Raw genomic sequence first — 21840 nt, 5'->3', positions numbered from 1 at the left:
CGTGTGGGAATGTTGGGCGATGGGCGTGGTGGCCCCCTCACCGCAACCCTCTCCCCTGAGGGGTGAGGGGGTGAAAAGCGACTGGACTGCCCGGACGCAGGTAGCCATCCCCTCTCCTCTCGGGGAGAGGGTCAGGGTGAGGGGGCCACACACCGCACTCACGACAAGGCCTCCGCCACTGGCCGCCGCGCGGCGGCCGGCTTGCTGTCCACCGGCGCCTCGACGATGGCTTCGGCCACCAGCTCGGCGATGTCCTTGATCTCAGGACGCGGGGCGACCACGCCTTCCAGCATCAGGGTGCACTGAGGGCAGCCCACGGCCACCAGCTCGGCGCCGGTTTCCTTGATGTCGGCCATGCGCATGTCGGGAATCCGCTGCTTGCCGGGGATATCGGTGATGGGCGCTCCGCCGCCACCGCCGCAGCAGCGCGAACGGAAGCCGGAACGCTCCATCTCCTTGACCGCGATGCCCAGCGCCTTGAGTACCGCGCGCGGCGCCTCGTACTCGCCGTTGTAACGGCCCAGGTAGCAGGGATCGTGATAGGTGATGGTGGCGCCCTGCTCGGCCAGGGCATGCTGCCCGAGATGCAGGGAGCCACGGCTGAGCAGGGTCTCGATGAAGGTGCTGTGGTGCTGCATCTGGTAGTGGCCACCCAGATCGCCGTATTCGTTCTTGAGCATGTGGAAGCTGTGGGGATCGCAGGAGACGATGGTCTGGAAGCGATACTGGCTCAGGGTCTCGATGTTGCGCTTGGCCAGTTGCTGGAAGGTGGCCTCGTCACCCAGACGGCGGGCCACGTCGCCGCTGTCGCGTTCTTCCAGGCCGAGCACGGCGAAGTCCACCTTGGCCGCCTTGAGCACCTTGACGAAGGCGCGCAGGGTGCGTTGGTTGCGCATGTCGAAGGCGCCGTCGCCGACCCAGAACAGCACCTCGGCCTGGCCCTTGTCCTTCATCAGCGGCAGGTCCAGGTCGGCGGCCCAGTTCAGGCGACCACCGGGGGCGAAGCCGCCGGGGTTGTCGGTGGCGATGAGATTCTCCAGCACCTCGGCGCCCTTGTTCGGCGTCTCGCCGCGCTCCAGGGTCAGGTGACGACGCATGTCGACGATGGCATCGACGTGCTCGATCATCATCGGGCATTCCTCGACACAGGCACGGCAGGTGGTGCACGACCAGAGGGTCTCGGCGTCCACCAGGGCCTTGCCCTGACGCGCGACGATGGGCAGGTGCGGACCACCCGCGTGCTCGCCGACCGGCTTGCCCGGATACGGCGAGCCAAAGTAATGGGCATCGCTGCCGCCCTTGAGGCCGACCACCATGTCCTGGATCAGCTTCTTGGGGTTGAGCGGCTGGCCGGCGGCGAAGGCCGGGCACATGGCCTCGCAGCGACCGCACTGGACGCAGGCGTCGAAGCCGAGCAGCTGGTTCCAGGTGAAGTCAGCGGGCTTTTCCACGCCCAGCGGCGCCTTGGGATCGTGCAGGTTCAGGGCCTTGAGGCCACTGGAGCGCGCGGCGCTGGCGTTGTGCGGCGTGCTGAAGCGCTCGGCGCGACGGTGCCAGGCCAGGTGCAGGGCACCGGCGAAGGCGTGCTTGATGGGGCCGCCCCAGGTCATGCCGAGGAACATCTCGGATACGCCCCAGGCCACGCCGACCGCCAGGACCGCGGCCAGAATCCAGCCACCAAAGCCTTCCGGCAGGATACCGGCGACCGGCAGGGTGGCGATGAAGAAGCTTGCGGCAAAGGCCAGCAGGCTCTTGGGCAAACGCATCCAGGGGCCCTTGGACAGCCGCGCCGGCGGATCGCGACGGCGCTTGGCGACGAACAGGGCGCCGGTGAACATGCAGGCGGTGGCCGCCAGCAGCGCCCAGCCGAGGATGCGGCTGTGCAGGCCGAAGCCGTGCACCAGGATGGCCAGCAGGGCCGCCAGGACGAAACCGCCAGCAGTGGCCACGTGGGTCTTGGAGATGTACTTGTCGCGGTCGACCACGTGGTGCAGATCCACCAGGTAGCGCCGCGGCATTTTCAGTAGCCCGCCGAGCCAGTCGACCTCGGCCGGACGCCCTTGTCGCCAGAGACTGAAACGCCGCACGGCGCCGATCACGGTAAGGGCCAGGGCGGCGAAGAGCAGGATGGGGAGGATGGTGTTCAACATCGATCTATCCTCACAGGGCGGGCCCCGCAGGCGCGGCCGGGGTAGCGAAGCGCCGGAGGCCGCAGAAGGTGAGCTATCGCGGCCATGGGCCGCTCCTACGAGGGACGTTCGGAGCCTGTAGGAGCGGCCCATGGCCGCGAATTTCCGAGCAGCGATTAGGCCGTCTTAGAAGTCCTTGCACAGGCGCAGGGCGTCGTAGATGGCGGCGTGGGTGTTGCGCTGGGCCACGCAGTCACCGATCCGGTAGAGCAGGTAGCCGTTGCCGGTCTCGCCGAGCGCAGGCTGCGGCTCGATGGCGAACAGCGCCTCGATGTCCATCTGGCCCTTGTTGCGCGAGTCTTCCTTGAGGGCGTAGTAGAGCCCCTCGTCCGGCCGTACGCCGTTCTCGATGACGACTTGGTCGACCACGCGCTCCTCGCGGGCGCCGGTGTATTCGTTCTCCAGTACCGCGATCTTCTTGTCGCCCTCGGCGTAGACCTTTTCCAGCATCAGGTCGCCGGTCATGATCACTTCCTTGGGATAGAGGCTGCGGTAGTAGGTCGGGAAGGTGGTCCCGCCGATGGCCACGCCCGGCTTGATGTCGTCGGTGACGATTTCCACCTGGGCGCCCTTGTCGGCCAGGTAGTCGGCCACGGACATCCCGGTGAATTCGCAGATGGTGTCGTACACCAGCACGTTCTTGCCCGGCTCGACCTTGCCCGAGAGGATGTCCCAGCTGCTGACGACCAGGCCCTCGGCGGCATGCCAGTGATCGACCTGCTCCAGGAAGGGGTGGCCGCCGTTGGCCAGGATGACGATGTCCGGCCGCAGGTCGAGGATGGTCGCCGGATCGGCAGCGGTGCCCAGGCGCAGGTCGATGCCCAGGCGCGTCAGCTCCAGCTGGTACCAGCGGGTGATGCCGGCGATCTGGTCGCGCTGCGGGGCGCGGGAGGCCAGGGTGATCTGGCCACCGAGTTGCTCCTGCTTCTCGAACAGGGTGACGTCATGGCCGCGCTCGGCCGAGACGCGGGCGGCCTCCATGCCGGCGGGACCGCCGCCGACGACGACCACCTTGCGCTTGGGTCCGGTGGACTTCTCGATGATGTGCGGCAGGCCCATGTATTCGCGGCTGGTGGCGGCGTTCTGGATGCACAGCACGTCCAGGCCGTTGTACTGGCGGTCGATGCAGTAGTTGGCGCCGACGCACTGACGGATCTGGTCGATCTGGCCCATCTTGATCTTGGTGATCAGGTGCGGGTCGGCCATGTGCGCACGGGTCATGCCGACCATGTCGACATAGCCACCTTCCAGGATGCGGGTGGCCTGGTTGGGGTCCTTGATGTTCTGGGCGTGCAGCACCGGGACGTCGACCACTTCCTTGATGCCCGCGGCCAGGTGCAGGAAGGGCTCCGGCGGATAGGTCATGTTGGGGATGACGTTGGCCAGGGTGTTGTGGGTGTCGCAACCCGAGCCGACCACGCCGATGAAGTCGAGCATGCCGGTGTCGCTGTAGTACTTGGCGATCTGCTTCATGTCGTCGTGGGACAGGCCGTCCGGGTGGAATTCGTCCCCGGTGATGCGCATGCCGACGCAGAAGTCGTCACCGACCTCGGCGCGTACGGCCTTGAGCACCTCCAGGCCGAATCTCATGCGGTTCTCGAAGCTGCCGCCCCACTCGTCGGTACGCTTGTTGACGCGCGGCGACCAGAACTGGTCGATCATGTGCTGGTGCACGGCGGACAGCTCGACGCCGTCCAGGCCACCGGCCTTGGCCCGGCGCGCGGCCTGGGCGAAGTTGCCGATCACCCGCCAGATCTCTTCCGGCTCGATGGTCTTGCAGGTGGCGCGGTGCACGGGCTCGCGGATGCCCGACGGCGACATCAGGGTCGGCCAGTGGCCGCCATCCCAGCGCGAGCGGCGCCCCATGTGAGTAATCTGGATCATGATCTTGGCGCCATGCTTGTGCATGGCATCGGCCAGATTCTGGAAATGCGGAATGATGCGGTCGGTGGCCAGGTTGACCGAACTCCACCAGTGCTGCGGGCTGTCGATGGCGACCACCGAGGAGCCCCCGCAGATGGCCAGGCCGATGCCGCCCTTGGCCTTTTCTTCGTAATACTTGACGTATCTGTCGGTGGTCATGCCGCCGTCGGTGGCGTAGACCTCGGCGTGAGCCGTGGAGAGCACGCGGTTACGGATGGTGAGCTTGCCGATCTGGATCGGCTGGAACATTGCTTCGAAGGCCATGACCTTCTCCTCGATCGGCTGGTGCGCGGTCTTGAGCCGCGCTCTTGCTCTTGGGTGTCGCGGGGGTGGTGGCGACCGGGCCGCCCCCCACCCGCTGGAGTGACGTTACTTCGGACGGGTGACGAACAGGCCGTCGTCGTGGCCTTCTTCGGAGCCGCTGTATTCCTGCACGGTGACGGTGCGGATGGCACTGCCCTTGGCGGCCAGGATCTGGTCGATGGCACCGGAGAACCAGCCGGTGAACATGTAGTCCACCTTGCGATTGACCTTGCCGTAGACGTAGACGAAGGCGGAATGCTTGAGCTTGACCTCGGCGTAGCCGGTTTCCAGGTCGAGCTTCTGGGTCTCGAACAGGCCCCAGCCGCGCTGCGACAGGCGCTTCATGTAGTGCTCGAATACCGCGGCGCCGTTGATGCCATGGCATTCGGCTTCCTTTTCGCACCAGTGCCAGGCCGACTTGTAGCCGGCCTTGTAGAGGATCTCGGCATACTTGTCGGCGCCCAGGACTTCTTCGATGCCCATGTGGTTGTTGACGAAGAAGTGCCGAGGTACGTACAGCATCGGCAGGGCGTCGGTGGTCCAGACGCCGGTTTCGTCGTCGACCTGGATGGGCATTTCGGGGGCGTGGCTGGCCATGCGGATACTCCAGAACAGAGGGTCGTAGGTCGGGTTAAGCGCTAGCGAAGCCCGACGATCACAAAGGGGTGGAAAGGGTTCGTCGGGATCACTCGCCCCAGACGTCGCCGAGGATGCGCATCCAGTTCTCGCCCATGACCTTGCGCACGGTGCGCTCGGGCATGCCGCGCTTGAGCAGGGTCTCGGTCAGGTTGGGGAATTCGCCCACGGTGCGGATGCCCAGCGGGTTCACGATCTTGCCGAAGTTGGTCAGGCGGCGGGCGTAACCCTTGTCGTGGGTCAGCCACTCGAAGAAGTCATGGCCGTGGCCCTGGGTGAAGTCGGTGCCGATGCCGATGGAGTCTTCGCCGACCAGGTTCATCACGTACTCGATGGCTTCGGCGTAGTCGTCGATGGTCGAGTCGATGCCCTTGGCCAGGAAGGGAGCGAACATGGTCACGCCGACGAAGCCGCCGTGATCGGCGATGAACTTCAGTTCTTCGTCCGACTTGTTGCGCGGATGCTCCTTGAGGCCGGAGGGCAGGCAGTGGGAGTAGCAGACCGGCTTCTTGGATTCGAGGATGACTTCCTCGCTGGTCTTGGAGCCGACGTGGGAGAGGTCGCACATGATGCCGACGCGGTTCATCTCGGCGACGATCTCGCGGCCGAAGCCGGACAGGCCGCCGTCACGCTCGTAGCAGCCGGTGCCCACCAGGTTCTGGGTGTTGTAGCACATCTGCACGATGCCCACGCCGAGCTGCTTGAAGATCTCGACGTAGCCGATCTGGTCTTCGAAGGCATGGGCATTCTGGAAGCCGAACAGGATGCCGGTCTTGCCCTGGGCCTTGGCCTGGCGGATCTCGGCGGTGGTGCGCACCTGGACCACCAGGTCGCTGCACTCACGGATCAGCTTCTGGCTGGCGGCGATGTTGTTGACCGTCGCCTGGAAGCCCTCCCATACCGAGACGGTGCAGTTGGCGGCGGTCAGGCCACCCTTGCGCATGTCTTCGAAGAGTTCGCGGTTCCACTTGGCGATGATCAGCCCGTCGATGACGATGCTGTCGGCGTGGAGTTCGGTGGCATTCATGACGGGCTCCGGCGTAGGTCTCGCGCCGGAACGGGTGCCGGCGATTCGAGGCCAGCATAGCCCCGGGGTTCCGGCCGACCGGATGCAAAAACGACAGGGGTATCACCAGAAGCGTCAGGCCTGGGCGCGCGCTAGCGGTCAGCGACCATGGCGAGCTCGTCCGCCGACAGCCGGCCCTCGCGGCGGGGCCGATCCTCCCGCGGACTCAGGCCGAAGCGCTGCCGGTAGCAGCGGGAGAAATAGGAGGCGGACTCGAAGCCGCAGGCCAGAGCCACGTCCAGCACGCTGGCCTCGCCCTGCTGCAGGAGCTGGCGCGCCCGGTCCAGGCGCAGCTGCAGATAGAAGGTGGAGGGCGTCGTCTGCAGATAGAGCCGGAACAGCCGCTCCAGCTGGCGGCGGGTCACCTGGATGCCGGCGGCCAGCTCCAGGGTACCCAGGGGCGTCTCGGTGTGGCGCTCCATGCGCTCCACCACGCGGATCAGCTTGGAGTTGGCGATGCCATAACGCTGGGCCACCTGGAGCCGCTGGTGCTCCCGCGGCGGGCGGATGCGGCCCAGCACGAATTGCTCGGAGACCTGCACCGCCAGCTCGCTGCCGTGGCTGCGGCCGATCAGCTCCAGCAGCAGATCGAGACTGGCCGTGCCGCCGGCGCAGGTGATGCGGCCGCGGTCGATCTCGAACAGCTCGCCGGTCACCGCCAGTTGCGGCCAGGCTTCGCGAAAGGCCGCCACCGCCTCCCAGTGCAGGGTGACCCTATGGCCATCGAGCAGGCCGGCGCGGGCCAGCACCAGGGCGCCGGTGTCGATGCCGCCCAGGGGATGGCCGTGGCGGGCGACCTGGCGTAGCCAGACGGCGAGGCCATCGTCGTAATGGGCCAGGGGCTCGAAACCGGCCACCACGAACAGGGTGGTACCCGGCGCCAGCGCGTCCAGGCCGCCGTCGACATTGACCGACATGCCGTTGCTGGCAGTCACCGCTGCCCCGTCACGTCCGAGGATGCGCCAGTCATAGCTGCCCGGACGGAATCGATTGGCCACTCGCAGGGGTTCCAGGGTGGCGATGAAGCCCAGGGCGGAAAAGCCGGGCAGCAGGAGAAAGGCAAAGGACTGCGGCATGGGTGGGGCGTCCTCGGTAACGATCCGCTTTGGCAAGCAAGAAGGTCGCCAGGGTGCAAATTCCGGTCGTCGGGCTGCGCATGCCGCTCCGGCAAGGCGCCTAGGGTAGAAGGCACCGGCAGTCATCCTCGGCCCGCCGACCCAGGGAGTTCGCCATGCCTAACAAGACCTTTCGTGCCACCCTCCTCGCCTGCGGCCTCCTCGCCGCCACCCTAGGCAGCGCTCGCGCCGCCGATCCCGACAGCTGCCAGACCGTGCGCCTGGGCGTCGTCGGCTGGACCGACGTGGTCGCTACCAGCGCCCTGGCCGAGGTCATGCTCGAAGGCCTCGGCTACGGGGTCAAGCCGACCACCGCCTCGCAACAGATCATCATGGCGGCCATGGGCGACAAGAACCTGGATGTCTTCCTCGGCTACTGGCAGCCCACCATGCAGCCGGTGGTGCAGCCCTTCGTCGACAAGGGCCAGGTCAAGGTGTTGGCCCCGCCGCTGCTGGCCGATGCCCAGTCCACCTTCGCGGTGCCCGAGTACGTCTACCAGGCCGGCCTGAAGACCTTTGCCGACATCGCCCGCTTCAAGGACAAGCTCGGCGGCAAGATCTACGGCATCGAGCCGGGTAGCGGCGCCAATCGCGGCACCGCCGAGATGATCAAGACCGACCGCTTCGGCCTCAAGGACTTCCAGCTGGTGGAGTCCAGCGAGGCGGGCATGCTCACCGCCGTGCGCCGGGCCGAGAAGCGCAAGGAATGGATCGTGTTCTTCGGCTGGAAGCCGCACCCCATGAATCTGCAGATCAAGATGCGCTACCTGACCGGCAGCGAGGATGTCTTCGGCCCCAACGAAGGCCAGGCCACGGTCTCGGTGGTGACCACCGCCGACTATCCGCAGCGCTGCCCCAATGTCCAGCGCCTGCTCGCCAACCTGCATATGGACAGCGCCGAGGTCAGCGCCGTGATGGCCCCCATCCTGGAGCGCACCGCACCCAAGGACGCTGCGCGTGCCTGGCTCAAGAACAACCCGCAACGCCTCGACGCCTTCCTCCAGGGCGTGACCACCCGGGCTGGCCAGCCCGCCGCCATCAAGCTCTGATCGCCCAAGGACAGACCCCATGAACACCGATGTCATCGTCACCTGCGCCCTGACCGGCGCCGGTGATACCGTAGGCCGCAATCCCCATGTTCCCGTCACCCCGGCAGAGATCGCCGCAGCCGCCCTGGAAGCGGCCCGCGCTGGCGCCACCGTGGTGCATGCCCATGTGCGCGATCCGGCCACCGGCAAGCCGAGCCGCGACGTGGCCCTCTATCGCGAGGTGGTCGAGCGCATCCGCGAGGCGGACGCCGAGATCGTCATCAACCTCACCGCCGGCATGGGCGGTGACCTGGAGATAGGGCCAGGCGAGACGCCCACCGACTTCGGCCCCGGCTCGGATCTGGTCGGCCCCCTCACCCGCCTGCTGCACATTGAAGAGTTGCGCCCGGACATCTGCACCCTGGATTGCGGCACCCTCAACTTCGGCGACGGCGACTTCATCTATGTCTCCACCCCCGCGCAGCTGCGCGCGGGGGCCAGGCGCATCACCGAACTGGGAGTGAAGGCGGAACTGGAGATCTTCGACACCGGCCACCTCTGGTTCGCCAAGCAGCTGCTCAAGGAAGGCCTGCTGCAGGATCCGCTGTTCCAGCTGTGTCTGGGCATTCCCTGGGGCGCCCCGGCCGACACCACCACCATGAAGGCCATGGTCGACAACCTGCCGCCGGGCGCCTGCTGGGCAGGTTTCGGCATCGGCCGGATGCAGATGCCCATGGCCGCCCAGGCCATGCTGCTGGGCGGCAACGTGCGCGTCGGCCTGGAAGACAATCTCTGGCTGGACCGGGGCGTCCACGCCACCAACGGCAGCCTGGTGGAGCGGGTCATCCAGATCATCGAACGCCTGGGCGGGCGCGCCCTGAGCCCCGCCGAGGGCCGGACGAAGATGCAGCTGGGAGGTGCCCGATGAGCGCCGTCTTCGCCGCCCTTGGGACCGGCGTGATCGGCGCCGGCTGGATCGCCCGGGCCCTGGCCCACGGCCTGGACGTGCGCGCCTGGGATCCGGCGCCCGGCGCCGAAGCCGCCCTGCGCACCCGCCTGGCCAATGCCTGGCCGGCGCTGGAGGCCCAGGGCCTGGCGCCCGGTGCCAGCCTGGACCGCCTGACGTTCCATACCGATCTGGACGCCGCGGTCGCCAGCGCCGACGTCATCCAGGAAAGCGCCCCCGAACGCCTGGAGCTCAAGCGCGAACTGCATGCCCGGGTCAGCCGTGGGGCGCGACCCGACGCCCTGATCTGCTCCAGCACCTCGGGGCTGCTGCCCAGCGATTTCTATGCCGAAGCCCTGCACCCCGAGCGCTGCCTGGTGGGCCACCCGTTCAATCCGGTCTATCTGCTGCCGCTGGTGGAGGTGGTGGGCGGCAGCCAGACCTCAACGGCCAACCTGGCGCGCGCCGAGGCCTTCTATCGCGAGCTGGGTATGCGGCCGCTGCGGGTGCGCAAGGAGGTGCCTGGCTTCATTGCCGACCGCCTGCTCGAAGCCCTGTGGCGCGAGGCCCTGCACCTGGTCAACGACGGGGTCGCCACCACCGGCGAGATCGACGACGCCATCCGCTACGGCGCCGGCCTGCGCTGGTCGTTCATGGGCACCTTCCTTACCTACACCCTGGCCGGCGGGCCGGCGGGCATGCGCCACTTCATGCAGCAATTCGGCCCGGCGCTGAAGCTGCCCTGGACCTACCTGGAAGCCCCGGAGCTGACCGACGACCTGATCGACGCCGTGGTCGAGGGCACCCAGGCCCAGCAGGGCGACCTGGAACTGGCGGCGCTGGAGCGCTATCGCGACGACTGCCTGCTGGCGGTGCAGGCGGCCATCGCCGGGTGCAAGGCGCGCCACGGCATCTTGGATTAGGAGCTGTCATGATCATCCACCGTACTTCGGTCGCCTCCGAGTGGGTCGACTACAACGGCCACCTGCGCGACGCCTACTACCTGCTGATCTTCAGCCATGCCAGCGACGCCCTGATGGACGCCATGGGCCTGGACACCGCCGGTCGCGCGGCCAGCGGACACTCGCTGTTCACGCTGGAATGCCACCTGAACTTCCTCCACGAGGTGAAGGCGGACGCCCAATTGGAGGTACGGGTGAGGTTCCTGGCCCTGGACGCCAAGCGCCTGCACCTGCACTTCGGCCTCCATCACCAGGGGCAGGCCGAGCTGCTGGCCGCCTCCGAGCAGCTGCTCCTGCACGTCCACCTGGACGGTCCCCGCTCCGCGCCCTTCGCGCCACGGGTGCACGACTGGCTGGCGACCCGGCTGGCGGCGCAGCGGGAGGAGCCCTGGCCGGAGCACGTCGGGCGGGTCATCGGCCTGCCCCCGTCCCGGCGATGAGAACACCGCCGATGTCCACGGACATGGCCGCCTTCGTCGCGGCCAGCCAGGCCTTCGCCACCCAGGATCCGGACATCACTGCCCAGCGCCAGGCCTATGCCCGGCTCTGCGCGGCCCTGGCGCCAGCGGACTACCAGGGGCTGGCGATCAGCGATCACCGTGCCTATGGGTTACCGCTGCGGCTGGTGGCGCCACTGAACGCCCGCGCCCACCACCCCGCCCTGCTCTATCTGCACGGCGGCGGCTGGATGCTCGGCGACCTGGATTCCCACGGCTTTCTCGCGGCACGGCTAGCGCGGCGGCTGGGCCTCACCGTGCTGTTGGTGGACTATCGGCTAGCACCGGAGCATCCCTACCCTGCGGCCCTGGACGATGCCCAGCAGGCCTGGGACTGGCTGCAACGTGAGGCCCCGGCACTGGGGTTGGACGAGCGCCGGCTGGCGGTGGCCGGTGACAGTGCCGGCGGCAATCTCGCCGCGGCCCTGTGCCTGGCGCTGCGCCAACAAGGTCGTGCCCAGCCTCGGACCCAGGCACTGATCTATCCCGCGCTGACGGATAGGGTGCTGCCCAGCGAGCGCCATCAGGCCCAGGCACCGCTGCTGAGCGCGACCGACTGGCGGGCTTGTCTGGATGCCTATCTGCCCCGCCCGGAAGATCGCCGGGATCCCCTCGCCTTGCCGCTGCAGGCTGACGCTTTCAGCGGGCTGGCACCCGCCCTGGTCGCCGTGGCGCGGCGCGATCCTCTGGCTGACCACGGCCGCGCCTATGCTGCCGCCCTGCGCGCGGCGGGTAACTCCTGTCGGCTGTGGGAGGGCGCCGGCCTGCTGCACGGTGCACTGCGCGCCCACGGCCGGCGCGCCGAAGCCCTGCGCTGTGCCCTGGAGCGCTTTCTCGGCGGCGAACTGGGCTTGGTACCCGCGGCCAACCTGTCAAAAGACAAAAAAAAACCTCAACCGCTGGAGACGGAAGAGGTTCAAACGCCCTGATGGGCCTCAGTGTGTAACCGTGGATTGCTCGCTCTGGAAGCGAACAACCGCAAAATATCGTGGATAGGGCGCATTCTAACGGCGAACGTCGGTTTTGACCCTGCGGCAGATTGTCCAGGCAGGGCGTCGTAATAAACCTACATTGCCTGGCTGGCCGGCGAAGCGCTTTCCAAAAACGACATCGAGCTATGCGGCGACGCCAGACCGGCTTGCCGTCTGCGACGCCAATGGGAGAATCCAGGCATTCCACCTGAGAGGGCAGTGCCATGATGATCGCCGACTTGATCGACCAGGACGACTTCCGCGACCGCCTGCGTGCGCTGGGTTTCAACGTGACGCCCGCGGCATCGGCGGACGAAGCCTGTCGCCAGGCCGTGACCGGGCTCAACCAGGAGCGTGCCCAGGCCCTGCGCCAGCTGATCCAGGAATTGCTGTCCGGCAGCGCGGCGCTGCTGCCGGCGGTGCGCCAGGCCATCGACCAGCAATTGCTGCCGGCCCTGGCCCCGACGCGCGCCTAGCGGATGCTAGGGTCGCAGCAGACTCAGGCGGCCCAGCACCGGTAGCCGCCCCAGTCCACGCAGGGGTGGCGTCAGCAGACGTTCACCCCTATGGGCGAGCCCCGCCGCAAGCGGGGTATGCAGGCCCAGGCTGATGACGCCCAGGGCCAGCGCCAGGCCGCCGATGTAGTCATCCGAACCCCAGTGGGCGCCGGCCACAAGGCGCGGCAGCATGAACAGCACCGCCAGCGCGGCCACCACCAGGCGGCGTCCGCCGCGGGTGAAGTGCGCCATGAACAGCGCCCAGAGCAGCAGCACCGAGGCATGGTCGCCAGGAAAGCTGGCGCCGGACCTGTCCTTCAATTCCCAACCATGCTCCAGCCCGGGAAAGCGATCGCTGAGCAGATAGGCGCCCGAGAGCACGTCGGACGGGCTGGAATGCTGCAAGCCCCAGGCTTCGATGCCCTTGGTCAGCAGGGTTCGCACGATCAGCAGGATCACCAGCAGGCCGATGAAGGTCGCCAGCGCCGGTCGTACCTGATGGGCCGGATAGGCCCAGCCGCCGCGAACCAGCAAGGCCAGCAGCACCAGCCCGACCAAGGCATCCACCGGTCGCAGGCTGAAGAAGGTCCAGAGATAGAGCCAGGCAGTGGAATGCGCCAGGGGCGCGTTGAGGGCATGGAACAGCCCGGCATCGAACGCCAGCAACTGGGTCCGAACGGCGGGAATGAGCCAGAGCACCAGCAGGCCCAGGGCGAGTCCCTGGCAGAGCGCCAGTCGGTGCCACTGCCAGGTGGCGGTGAAGAGTGAAGCGTTCATCGAGGTCTCTTTTCACGAAAATTTCACGAATAGACCGATTCCACTTCGATGGCGTCACACTTTGTTACCAACAGAAGACGCAACACTCCTTTGCGGCAGCCGATTCAACCCAGAAAGGACAGGGCCTCTTCCAGCACCAGGTCCGGCACTTCTTCCGCCAGGTAATGACCGCCTGGCAGGGCGCGACCACTGACCTGAGTGGCCACCTGACGCCATTCGGCCAACGGATCGAAGCAGCGCCCGACAGTGCCTTCGGCGCCCCAGAGCACCCGCAGCGGCAGCTCCAGTCGACGACCGGCGTCCAGATCGGCCTGGTCGTGCGCCAGGTTGATACCGGCGCTGGCGCGGTAATCCTCGCAAATGCCGCGAGCTGTGCCAGGCAGGCTCAGGCAGCGCAGGTATTCGGCCAGCACCTCGGGTGGAAAGGGCGCCAGGCCCGCGCTGCGCGTGCCCATCACGCCCTTGAGATAGCCTTCCGGATCGGCTTCGATCAGCCGCTCTGGCAACGGCGCCGGACGAATCAGGAAGAACCAGTGCCAATAGGCGCGGGCGAAGGCCTCGTCGGTTTGCCGATACATGGCCAGGGTCGGGGCGATGTCCAGCAGCATGAGCCGCTCCACCGCCTCTGGGTGATCCAGCGCCAGGCGATGGGCGACGCGGGCGCCACGGTCGTGGGCCAGCACCGCGAAACGCTGGTGGCCCAGCAGGCGCATCAGCTCGACGTTGTCCCTCGCCAGGGTGCGCTTGCTGTAGGCCTCCGTGCCCGCGTCGGGCTTGGCGCTGTCGCCATAGCCGCGCAGATCGGCGACCACCAGGGTGAAACGCTCGGCTAGCCGCGGCGCCACCTTATGCCACATCACATGGGTCTGGGGATGGCCGTGGAGCAGGAGCAGCGCCGGGCCCTGGCCGCCGACGCGGCAATTGAGCTCGACGCCATCGACGTCCAGCCGCCGCGGCTCGAATCCCGGAAAGAGGCCGTCCATCTCAGGCCAGGGCCGCGGCGATGGCCTGCCCCAGGCTCTCGGTGGTGCCCTGGCCGCCAAGATCGCGGGTCAGGGGCGCCTGCTCAGGCCCCTGGCGCAGTACCGCTTCGATGGCCGCGACCACCGCAGCGCCGGCGTCGGCATGGCCCAGGTGTTCGAGCATCATGGCGCCACACCAGATCTGGCCGATGGGATTGGCGATGCCCCGGCCGGCGATGTCCGGCGCCGAGCCGTGCACCGGCTCGAACAGGCTGGGGAAATTACGTTCCGGATTGATGTTGGCCGAGGGGGCGATGCCAATGGTGCCGGTGCAGGCCGGGCCCAGGTCGGAAAGGATGTCGCCGAACAGGTTGCTGGCGACCACCACGTCGAACCAGTCCGGGTGCAGGACGAAGTTGGCGGTGAGGATGTCGATGTGGAACTTGTCCACCGCCACGTCCGGATAGGCCTTGCCCATCTCCTCCACGCGCTTGTCCCACCAGGGCATGGTGATGGCGATGCCATTGGACTTGGTGGCCGAGGTCAGTTTCTTGCGTGGCCGCTGCTGGGCCAGGTCGAAGGCGAACTTGAGGATGCGGTCGGTGCCGTGGCGGGTCATGACCGTTTCCTGGATCACCACCTCGCGCTCGGTGCCTTCGAACATGATGCCGCCGACGCTGGAGTACTCGCCCTCGGTGTTCTCGCGCACCACATAGAAGTCGATGTCGCCCGGCTGGCGATTGGCCAGGGGCGCCTTGACGCCGGGCATCAGGCGGCAGGGGCGCAGGTTGACGTACTGGTCGAAGCGGCGACGGAACTGCAGCAGCGAGCCCCAGAGGGAGATGTGGTCGGGCACCACGTCCGGCCAGCCGACGGCGCCGAAATAGAGGGCATCGTAGTCCTTGAGCGTCTCGAACCAGTCGTCCGGCAGCATCTTGCCGTGGGCCTGGTAGTACTCGGCGCTGGCGAAGTCGAAGTGATCCCACTGCAAGGCGATGCCAAAGCGCTGGGCAGCGGCGTCCAGCACGCGGATGCCTTCGGGCATGACTTCCTTGCCGATGCCGTCACCGGCGATGACCGCGATCTTGTAGGGCTTGGACGCTTGCATGGCTTTTCTCCGGCAGTCTGGGTGGGATGGACCCAGTGTAGTCTCGCGCCGGAGGCGTACAATCCCGTCTCAGGGAAAGCCATTCTTAACCTGGGATCAAGAATCTTGTCCGCTGATGACCTCGCCTTCTTTGTCCGCCTGGCCGGCCACCCCAGCCTGACCGCCGCTGCCCGGGAGCTGGGGCTATCCCTGGCGGCGGTCAGCAAACGACTCACTGCGCTGGAGCGCCGCCTGGGCGTGCAACTGATCCGCCGGACTACCCGGCGGCTGGACCTGACGCCGGAGGGCCTGCGCTACCTGGAAGGCGCCCGTCCGCTGCTGACCCAGCTGGAAGACCTGGAGGCCGCCGTCGGCCGGCCCGACGCGCCCCTGAGCGGGGTGCTCAATCTCAATGCCACCTTCGGCTTCGGCCGCCGCCACCTGGCACCGCTGCTGTCGGACTTCGCCCGCCGCCATCCCGGGCTGGAGCTCAATCTGCATCTTTCCAGCCATCCGGTGAACCTGCTGGAGGGTCCCTTCGACCTGGATATCCGTGTCGGCGAGCCACCGGACGCCCGGGTCATCGCCCACCGCCTGCTGGACAACCGCCGCCTGCTCTGCGCCGCCCCCGCCTACCTGGCACGTGCCGGCGTGCCGGAGAGCGTGGCGGACCTGGCGCGGCACAATTGCCTGGTCTTGCGCCAGGACGCGGGCGACTATGCCGTCTGGCGCTTCACCAAGGCCGGCCAGCACTTCGCCCAGAAGGTGCGCGGCAGCCTCAGCAGCAACGATGGCGAGGTGGTGGTGCGCCTGGCGCTGGAGGGCCATGGACTGATCCTGAGATCGGAATGGGACGTGGCCGAGCTGCTCGCCAGCGGCGCCCTGGTGCCGCTGCTGACCGATCACGAGGCGCTAGCGGCGGCCATCTATGCGGTCCACCGCCAACAGCGCCATGTGCCGCGCCGCCTCTCCGAGCTGATCCGCCATCTGGCACGGGAGCTGCCCGCGCGTCTGGGTCGCTGAAGTTGCACGAATCTTCCAGACCGGCGCCGGGTCCGTAGCTAGACTGGAAAGCCCGCAGATCCCCTTTTCTCGCCATGGCCGACGATCACTGGATCCAGCTGCAACAGGACGCCGACACCGGCATCGAGACCCTGCGCGCCCATTTCGAGGGCCATGCCTATGACCCGCACTGGCACGACGCCTATCTGGTGGGCTACACCGAGCAGGGCCTGCAGCAATTCCACTGCCGTGGCCAGCGCCACCTGAGCACCCCGGGGCAGGTCTTTCTGCTGGAGCCTGGCGAGTTGCACGACGGCCAGGCGCCGGAAGCCGAGGGCTTCACCTATTCCATGCTCTACCTCGATCCCCAGTGGCTGGCGCGCGAGCTGCAGGGCCTGCACGGTGAGGCCCGGCCGCTGGGCGAACCGGGCTTCGCCCGGACCCTGGTGGACCAGGCCGAACTGCACCGCGCGGTGGCCTGGGCCCATGACGTCTTGAGTCGGCCAGAGCTGCGCATCGTTCGCCAGAGCGCCCTGGACGCCCTGCTGCTGCGCCTCTTGCCGCAACTGCAATGGCGAGCGCCCCAGGCGGGCGATCCGCGCCTGCCCCAGGTCGCTCTGCGCGCCCGGGACTTCCTGCATGCCCATCACCACGAGGACATTGGCCTGGAAGAACTGGCCCAGGCCTGTGGCGTGGACAGATTCCGCCTGAGCCGCGCCTTCAAGGCGGCCTTTGGCCTGGCACCGCACGCCTATCTGGTGCAGCTGCGGTTGTCGCGGGCACGCCGCCTGCTGGCCGACGGCCTGTCGCCGGCAGAGACCGCCGCCGCCCTGGGCTTCGCCGACCAGAGTCATCTGGGCCGCTGGTTTCGCCGCGCCTATGGCCTGACCCCGGCGGCCTATCGCGCGCGCTGCTCGAATCTTCCAGACCGCTAGCGGCAGGCTTGCGACCCTGGGGCTCCCTCCAAACCGGGAGTCTCCCATGTCCCTGCTGCCCTTCCTGCTGTTCGCCCTGGTCGCCTCCATCACCCCCGGGCCGACCAATGTGCTCATCCTCGGCCACAGCGCCCGCCACGGCGCCCGGGCCAGTCTGCCGCTGGTGCTGGGCGGCAGTCTGGGCGCGGTGGCCCTGGTCCTGGTGGTGGGTTTCGGTCTCGGCCAGACCCTGGCCCGGCATCCCGACTGGCAGCGCGGCCTGGCCTGGGCCGGCGTGCTCTGGCTGAGCTGGCTGGCCTGGCAACTGGCCCGTGCCGGCGCGCCCGCGGTCACGGATGACAGCGCCCGCCTGGGCTTCGGCGGCACCGCCGGCCTGCAGGTGCTCAACCCCAAGAGCTGGAGCATGGCGCTGGCGGTGGTCACGGTCTATGCCGAGCCCGGCGCCGACCTCTGGCGGCAGGTGCTGGTCCTGGCCTTGGTGTTCCTGCTGGTGTCCGTGCCCTGCCTGGGCCTCTGGGCGCTGCTCGGCCGGGTCGCGGCGCGCAGCCTGAGATCGCAGCGCGCCTGGCGTGGTTTCAACCTGGGGATGGCGGCGCTGTTGCTCGTCTCGGCCTGGGCGACGGTGGTCTAGACCGGCGCACTGCCCTGATCGCGGAAGTTCTCTTCCAGGTGCTCCAGCCAGGCGCGCACCGCCGGCAGTTGGCCACGGCGGTGCGCATAGGCGGCCTGGAGATGGCCACCGGGGATCGACCAGTCCGGCAGCAGGCGTTGCAGGCGGCCCTCGGCCAGCTCGGCCTGACAATAGATCAGTGGCAGGAGGGTATAGCCGAGACCCGCCAGGGCGGCGGCCTTGCGCACGCCGAAGTCATCGATGCCCAGGCGCGCTTCCAAAATCAGTTCGCGACGTTCGCCCTGAGGTCCTGCGAGACGCAGATGTACCTTGCGATCCACCTCCAGGGCGCCCAGCAAGGGCAGGCCCAGCAAGGCCTCCGGTGTATCCAGCCGACGCCCGGCGAGCAACTCGGGGGTCGCCACCAGCACCACCGAGGCCTGGCGCAGCCGCCGCACCACCAGGCCTGGTTCTTCGTCGTCCACGTCCCGCACGCGCATGGCGACGTCCACCCCTTCGTTGATGATGTCCACCCGCCGGTTGACCAGCAACATGTCCAGCTGCACCTGGGGATAGCGGGTAAGAAACCGCGTCACCACCTCGGGAAGATACTGCTGGGCCAGGGCCACCGGGCAGGATACCCGCAGCGGCCCCCGCGGTTCGCTGGACAGGCTGGCGGCGGTCTCGGCGGCGCTTTCCGCCTCGCGCAGCAGCGCCTGGCAGTGCACCAGATAGCGCTCACCCAGGGTGGTGAGCGTCAGGGTGCGGGTGGTGCGCTGCAGCAGGCGTGCGCCCAGGCGCGTCTCCAGCTCGGCGATGCGCCGCGACAGCCGCGATTTGGGAATGCCCAGCAGGCGGCCGGCCGCGGCGAAGCTACCGGCCTCCACCACCTTGGCAAAGTAGGCGAGGTCATTGAGGTCTTGCATGGGCGATTGTCCTATCCATGGGACGATGCATCGCATTTTAGCCGTCTAATCAGGAGATCGTCTTATCGGTAGTCTGGGCCCATCTTCCAAGACCCTACAGGACCACCGCCATGAAACTCCTGCACATCGACTCCAGCATCCTCGGCGATCACTCCGCTTCCCGCGCCCTGAGCGCCAAGGTCGTCGTCGCCCTCAAGGCCGCCACGCCGGGTCTGGAGGTCACCTACCATGACCTCGCCCACGACTCCCTGGGGCACTTCTCCGGTGCCAGTCTGGCCGCTGGCACCACCCCGGCCGAGCAGCGCACCGCCGAACAGCGTGACGAAGCCGAGCGCAATGCTCGCGCCCTGCAGGAATTCCTCGCTGCCGACGTGCTGGTGTTGGGTGCCCCCATGTACAACTTCACCATTCCGACCCAGCTCAAGGCCTGGATCGACCGCATCACCGTGGCCGGCACCACCTTCCGCTACAGCGAAGCCGGTCCGGAAGGCCTGTGTGGCGACAAGAAGGCGATCATCGTCGCTACGGCGGGCGGCATCCATGCCGGCAAGCCCACTGGCATCGCCCATGAGGACTATCTGAAATTGCTGCTGGGCTTCCTGGGCATCACTGACGTCCAGATCGTTCGCGCCGAAGGCCTGGCCTATGGCGACGAAGCCAAGAGTGCTGCCCTGGCCAGTGCCGAACGGCAGATCGCCGATCAGTACGCCTGAGTCCGGACGCCCTCATCCCCGGCCCCTCTCCCTGAGGGAGAGGGGAGCAGAACAGTCTTCGCACTTGGTCCTAGCCCCAGGAGTGAGGGGCGAAAGGGGATGCGCAGGGTCCGGGGGATTGGACCTCAGCCAGCACTCCATCCCGCTCTTCCCCCTCTCCCCTCGGGAGAGGGCCGGGGTGAGGGCAACACGGCTCCTCAGCTGAAACCCACCACCGGATGCGGGACGTAGGGCGCTTCCAGGGCGGCGATCTCTTCTTCGCTCAGGCGCAATTCCAGCGCCGCCACCGCATCCTCCAGATGCTGCGGCTTGGACGCGCCGACGATGGGCGCGTCGATGCCCGGCTTCTGCAGCAGCCAGGCCAGCGCCACCTGGGCGCGCGGTACGCCGCGGGCCTCGGCGATGCGGGCCACGGTAGCCACGATCTGCCGGTCGGATTCCTCGCTGGCGGTATAGAGCGTCTTGCCGAAGGCATCGCTTTCGGTGCGCGCCGTGCTGGCGTCCCAGTCACGGGTCAGGCGGCCACGGGCCAGCGGACTCCAGGGGATCACGCCAATGCCGGCATCGCGGCACAGCGGCAGCATCTCCCGCTCCTCCTCGCGATTGAGCAGGTTGAGGTGATTCTGCATGGTGGCGAAGCGCGTCCAGCCATGGCGTTCGGCGGTGTGCAGTGCCTTGGCGAATTGCCAGGCGTACATGCTGCTGGCGCCGATGTGCAGCGCTTTGCCGGCCTTGACCACGTCGTGCAGGGCTTCCAGGGTCTCCTCGATGGGCGTGTGATAGTCCCAGCGATGGATCTGGTAGAGATCGACGTAGTCGGTGCCCAGGCGCTGCAGACTGGCGTCGATGGCGGCGAAGATGGCCTTGCGCGACAGGCCGCCGACGTTGGGCCTATCCCGCAGCGGGAAGTACACCTTGGTCGCCAGCACGATCTCCTCGCGCACGGCGTTGGCTTTGAGGAAGCGGCCGACGATCTCTTCGCTGGTGCCGTCCGAGTAACTGTTGGCGGTATCGAAGAAGTTGATGCCCAGATCCAGCGCCTTCTTCAGCAGCGGCTGGCTCTGGTCTTCCGGCAGGGTCCAGGGATGATTGCCCCGCTCGGGCACGCCATAGGTCATGCAGCCCAGGCAAAGGGGCGAGATTTTCAGACCGGTACGGCCGAGAGTGCGATAGTTCATGGGGGGCCTCCAGGGATGGTCGAAAGAGGTTGACCGCGAAACGCCCGCATCGACTGCAACGACTGCAACGAACTTACCGGCTGCCGAGTTGTTCTAGATGGATTCGTACCAACAACCGGAGACGCTCCATGAAGAAATATGCTTCCGCGGTCTGGCAAGGCGGTTTGAAGGATGGCAAGGGCCATATCTCCACCGAGAGCGGCGCGCTCAAGGACAATGCCTACGGCTTCAACACCCGTTTCGAAGGCACGCCAGGCACCAACCCCGAAGAATTGATCGGCGCGGCCCATGCCGGCTGCTTCTCCATGGCCTTCTCCATGCTGCTGGGCCAGAACGGTCTGACTCCCGAGCGGATCGAGACCAAGGCCGATGTCACCCTGGACAAGGTCGGTGATGGCTTCGAGATCACCACCATCGATCTGACCATGAAGGCCAAGATCCCCGGTGCCACCCAGGAGCAGTTCACCACCATCGCCAACCAGGCGAAGGAAGGCTGCCCGGTGTCCAAGGTGCTCAAGGGTGCCAAGATCAACCTGAACGCCACGCTCGAAGGCTAAGGGTTCAGATGCCTGCCGGTGCCGCTCCGGCATCGGCAACATCGCGTCCTAGAGGCGATTCGCAAGAATTTCCGCTAGTCGCTAGACTGCTCCGACCCTGCTTTCGGAGATTTCGATGAACGACTCCATTTTCATGGCCATCTTTTCCATCCTCGCCCTGTTGCTGCTGGGTGGTGGGGTCTACGGCTGCGTGATCCTCAATCGCCAGCGCAAGGACATCGAGAAGAACGACAGCGAAGGCTAACCCAGGCCGCTAGACCGGTCGTCGCCCCGCCAGATAGCGTACACCCTGGGCACCGAAGACTTCCGAGTGCGGCTTATGGGCGGCCAGCTGGAAGATCTCGCCCACGCCATAATGACGTTCGCCGGCCGCCGTCCGAATACGCAATTCGCCTTCGATGACCAGCGCCTTGGCGTCGAAAGGATGAGCATGGGCGTCCAGAGTGCCATGGGCTTCGCGCATGACCAGTACCGGCGGCTGAAACCCTTCCTTGGCAAGTTGGATGGTGAAAGCGGCCTGGTCCATGGAAGCTCCTTTGCGGCAGGGAAATAGACGGCGCCAAGACTAGCGACGCGCCCGCCAAGCAGTTAGTACAACGCTGCTAGAGCGCGGCATCACTCCGGCTATGGCCACCAAGGTAACGAAAGGAAGGTGAAACCTCGGGAACCCGAGGTTTCACGTGGAGCATCAACGGTCCAGCTTGCGTTCGACCTCGGCGGTCTTGCGCTTGAGCTCTTCGGCTTCCTGCTCCTTGGTCTTGATATCGGTCGGCGTGATGACCTTGTCGATGCCATCGGTCGGCGTCGCTTCCGACTGCTCCATATCCTTTTTCACCACATCCACCGGACGTCCCGCCTCATCGAGCGCGGGTTCGTTTGGCGGGGTCTTGCCCAGATGGGCATCGGAACGCTGGTCGCTCATGAAAGGCTCTCCTCGGTAGGCTCACTCTTTCGAGCGTA

The 21840-nt window shown here is 67.1% G+C and carries 24 protein-coding genes; 12 read left to right on the top strand and 12 right to left on the bottom strand.

Annotated features, from left to right (window positions below; translation table 11 throughout):
* Positions 1-158: 158 nt before the first annotated feature.
* From dgcB to APT59_RS00690, 5 genes are all read right to left on the bottom strand, one after another.
* On the bottom strand, positions 159-2150 hold the full coding sequence (gene dgcB, locus APT59_RS00710; RefSeq protein WP_059313102.1) for a dimethylglycine demethylation protein DgcB: 1992 nt from the start codon (positions 2148-2150) through the stop codon (positions 159-161).
* Between the two features lie 165 nt (positions 2151-2315).
* The gene (gene dgcA, locus APT59_RS00705; RefSeq protein ID WP_059313101.1) at positions 2316-4376 is read right to left on the bottom strand and encodes a dimethylglycine demethylation protein DgcA; all 2061 of its coding nucleotides are present in this window, start codon (positions 4374-4376) and stop codon (positions 2316-2318) included.
* A gap of 105 nt (positions 4377-4481) precedes the next feature.
* A complete protein-coding gene (locus APT59_RS00700; RefSeq protein WP_059313100.1) occupies positions 4482-5012 on the bottom strand; it encodes a DUF5943 domain-containing protein in 531 nt (176 codons plus the stop codon).
* 88 nt (positions 5013-5100) lie between these two features.
* Positions 5101-6078, bottom strand: coding sequence for a dipeptidase (locus APT59_RS00695; RefSeq protein ID WP_059313099.1), 978 nt, complete (start codon positions 6076-6078; stop codon positions 5101-5103).
* A gap of 131 nt (positions 6079-6209) precedes the next feature.
* Positions 6210-7193, bottom strand: a complete 984-nt coding sequence (locus APT59_RS00690) for a GlxA family transcriptional regulator (protein WP_059313098.1) — start codon at positions 7191-7193, stop codon at positions 6210-6212.
* A 155-nt stretch (positions 7194-7348) separates the two neighbouring features.
* Here APT59_RS00690 and choX point away from each other — a divergent pair, with 155 nt between their 5' ends.
* From choX to APT59_RS00660, 6 genes are all read left to right on the top strand, one after another.
* On the top strand, positions 7349-8281 hold the full coding sequence (gene choX, locus APT59_RS00685; RefSeq protein ID WP_059313097.1) for a choline ABC transporter substrate-binding protein: 933 nt from the start codon (positions 7349-7351) through the stop codon (positions 8279-8281).
* Between the two features lie 19 nt (positions 8282-8300).
* On the top strand, positions 8301-9188 hold the full coding sequence (locus APT59_RS00680; RefSeq protein ID WP_059313096.1) for a 3-keto-5-aminohexanoate cleavage protein: 888 nt from the start codon (positions 8301-8303) through the stop codon (positions 9186-9188).
* The gene (locus APT59_RS00675; RefSeq protein ID WP_059313095.1) at positions 9185-10129 is read left to right on the top strand and encodes an L-carnitine dehydrogenase; all 945 of its coding nucleotides are present in this window, start codon (positions 9185-9187) and stop codon (positions 10127-10129) included. The genes APT59_RS00680 and APT59_RS00675 overlap by 4 nt, the downstream gene beginning before the upstream one ends.
* An 8-nt stretch (positions 10130-10137) precedes the next feature.
* On the top strand, positions 10138-10608 hold the full coding sequence (locus APT59_RS00670; protein ID WP_059313094.1) for a thioesterase family protein: 471 nt from the start codon (positions 10138-10140) through the stop codon (positions 10606-10608).
* Positions 10609-10619: 11 nt separating this feature from the next.
* Positions 10620-11594 carry an alpha/beta hydrolase gene (locus tag APT59_RS00665; RefSeq protein ID WP_237140556.1) on the top strand — a complete coding sequence of 325 codons (975 nt, stop codon included), beginning with the start codon at positions 10620-10622 and terminating at the stop codon, positions 11592-11594.
* A gap of 266 nt (positions 11595-11860) precedes the next feature.
* Positions 11861-12112 (top strand): hypothetical protein, encoded by a 252-nt coding sequence (locus APT59_RS00660; protein ID WP_059313093.1) that lies wholly within the window; start codon positions 11861-11863, stop codon positions 12110-12112.
* 6 nt (positions 12113-12118) lie between these two features.
* Here APT59_RS00660 and APT59_RS00655 read toward each other — a convergent pair whose 3' ends face one another.
* The 3 genes from APT59_RS00655 to APT59_RS00645 form a co-directional block, all read right to left on the bottom strand.
* A complete protein-coding gene (locus tag APT59_RS00655) occupies positions 12119-12910 on the bottom strand; it encodes a phosphatase PAP2 family protein (protein WP_059313092.1) in 792 nt (263 codons plus the stop codon).
* A gap of 104 nt (positions 12911-13014) precedes the next feature.
* Positions 13015-13893, bottom strand: coding sequence for an alpha/beta fold hydrolase (locus APT59_RS00650; protein WP_059313091.1), 879 nt, complete (start codon positions 13891-13893; stop codon positions 13015-13017).
* A gap of 1 nt (position 13894) precedes the next feature.
* Positions 13895-14980 (bottom strand): tartrate dehydrogenase, encoded by a 1086-nt coding sequence (locus APT59_RS00645; RefSeq protein ID WP_059313090.1) that lies wholly within the window; start codon positions 14978-14980, stop codon positions 13895-13897.
* A 105-nt stretch (positions 14981-15085) separates the two neighbouring features.
* Here APT59_RS00645 and APT59_RS00640 point away from each other — a divergent pair, with 105 nt between their 5' ends.
* The 3 genes from APT59_RS00640 (at position 15086) to APT59_RS00630 (ending at position 17527) form a co-directional block, all read left to right on the top strand.
* Positions 15086-15982: a LysR family transcriptional regulator gene (locus tag APT59_RS00640; RefSeq protein WP_059313089.1), complete on the top strand. Its 897-nt coding sequence runs from the start codon at positions 15086-15088 to the stop codon at positions 15980-15982.
* 74 nt (positions 15983-16056) lie between these two features.
* Positions 16057-16896 (top strand): AraC family transcriptional regulator, encoded by an 840-nt coding sequence (locus APT59_RS00635; protein WP_059313088.1) that lies wholly within the window; start codon positions 16057-16059, stop codon positions 16894-16896.
* Between the two features lie 46 nt (positions 16897-16942).
* Positions 16943-17527, top strand: coding sequence for a LysE family translocator (locus APT59_RS00630; protein WP_059313087.1), 585 nt, complete (start codon positions 16943-16945; stop codon positions 17525-17527).
* On the opposite strand, the gene APT59_RS00625 is transcribed toward APT59_RS00630, so the two are convergent.
* On the bottom strand, positions 17524-18432 hold the full coding sequence (locus APT59_RS00625) for a LysR family transcriptional regulator (RefSeq protein WP_059313086.1): 909 nt from the start codon (positions 18430-18432) through the stop codon (positions 17524-17526). The genes APT59_RS00630 and APT59_RS00625 overlap by 4 nt on opposite strands.
* 110 nt (positions 18433-18542) lie before the next feature.
* Between APT59_RS00625 and APT59_RS00620 the strand changes: the two genes are divergently transcribed.
* Positions 18543-19145: an FMN-dependent NADH-azoreductase gene (locus tag APT59_RS00620; protein WP_059313085.1), complete on the top strand. Its 603-nt coding sequence runs from the start codon at positions 18543-18545 to the stop codon at positions 19143-19145.
* Between the two features lie 197 nt (positions 19146-19342).
* Here APT59_RS00620 and APT59_RS00615 read toward each other — a convergent pair whose 3' ends face one another.
* Positions 19343-20323, bottom strand: a complete 981-nt coding sequence (locus APT59_RS00615; RefSeq protein WP_059313084.1) for an aldo/keto reductase — start codon at positions 20321-20323, stop codon at positions 19343-19345.
* Positions 20324-20451: 128 nt separating this feature from the next.
* Here APT59_RS00615 and APT59_RS00610 point away from each other — a divergent pair, with 128 nt between their 5' ends.
* Both APT59_RS00610 and APT59_RS22760 read left to right on the top strand, forming a co-directional pair.
* Positions 20452-20880, top strand: coding sequence for an OsmC family protein (locus tag APT59_RS00610; protein ID WP_017641568.1), 429 nt, complete (start codon positions 20452-20454; stop codon positions 20878-20880).
* A 115-nt stretch (positions 20881-20995) separates the two neighbouring features.
* Entirely contained in the window at positions 20996-21124 is a 129-nt protein-coding gene (locus tag APT59_RS22760; protein ID WP_257721105.1) for a hypothetical protein, read from the top strand.
* 9 nt (positions 21125-21133) lie between these two features.
* Here APT59_RS22760 and APT59_RS00605 read toward each other — a convergent pair whose 3' ends face one another.
* Together APT59_RS00605 and APT59_RS00600 are read right to left on the bottom strand one after the other, a co-directional pair.
* The gene (locus APT59_RS00605) at positions 21134-21406 is read right to left on the bottom strand and encodes a hypothetical protein (protein WP_059313083.1); all 273 of its coding nucleotides are present in this window, start codon (positions 21404-21406) and stop codon (positions 21134-21136) included.
* Between the two features lie 162 nt (positions 21407-21568).
* Positions 21569-21802: a hypothetical protein gene (locus APT59_RS00600; RefSeq protein WP_059313082.1), complete on the bottom strand. Its 234-nt coding sequence runs from the start codon at positions 21800-21802 to the stop codon at positions 21569-21571.
* Positions 21803-21840 lie beyond the last annotated feature (38 nt).

The organism is Pseudomonas oryzihabitans (genome assembly GCF_001518815.1).
Lineage (GTDB): Bacteria > Pseudomonadota > Gammaproteobacteria > Pseudomonadales > Pseudomonadaceae > Chryseomonas > Chryseomonas oryzihabitans_E.
This window is presented reverse-complemented; position numbering and strand designations above follow the sequence as displayed.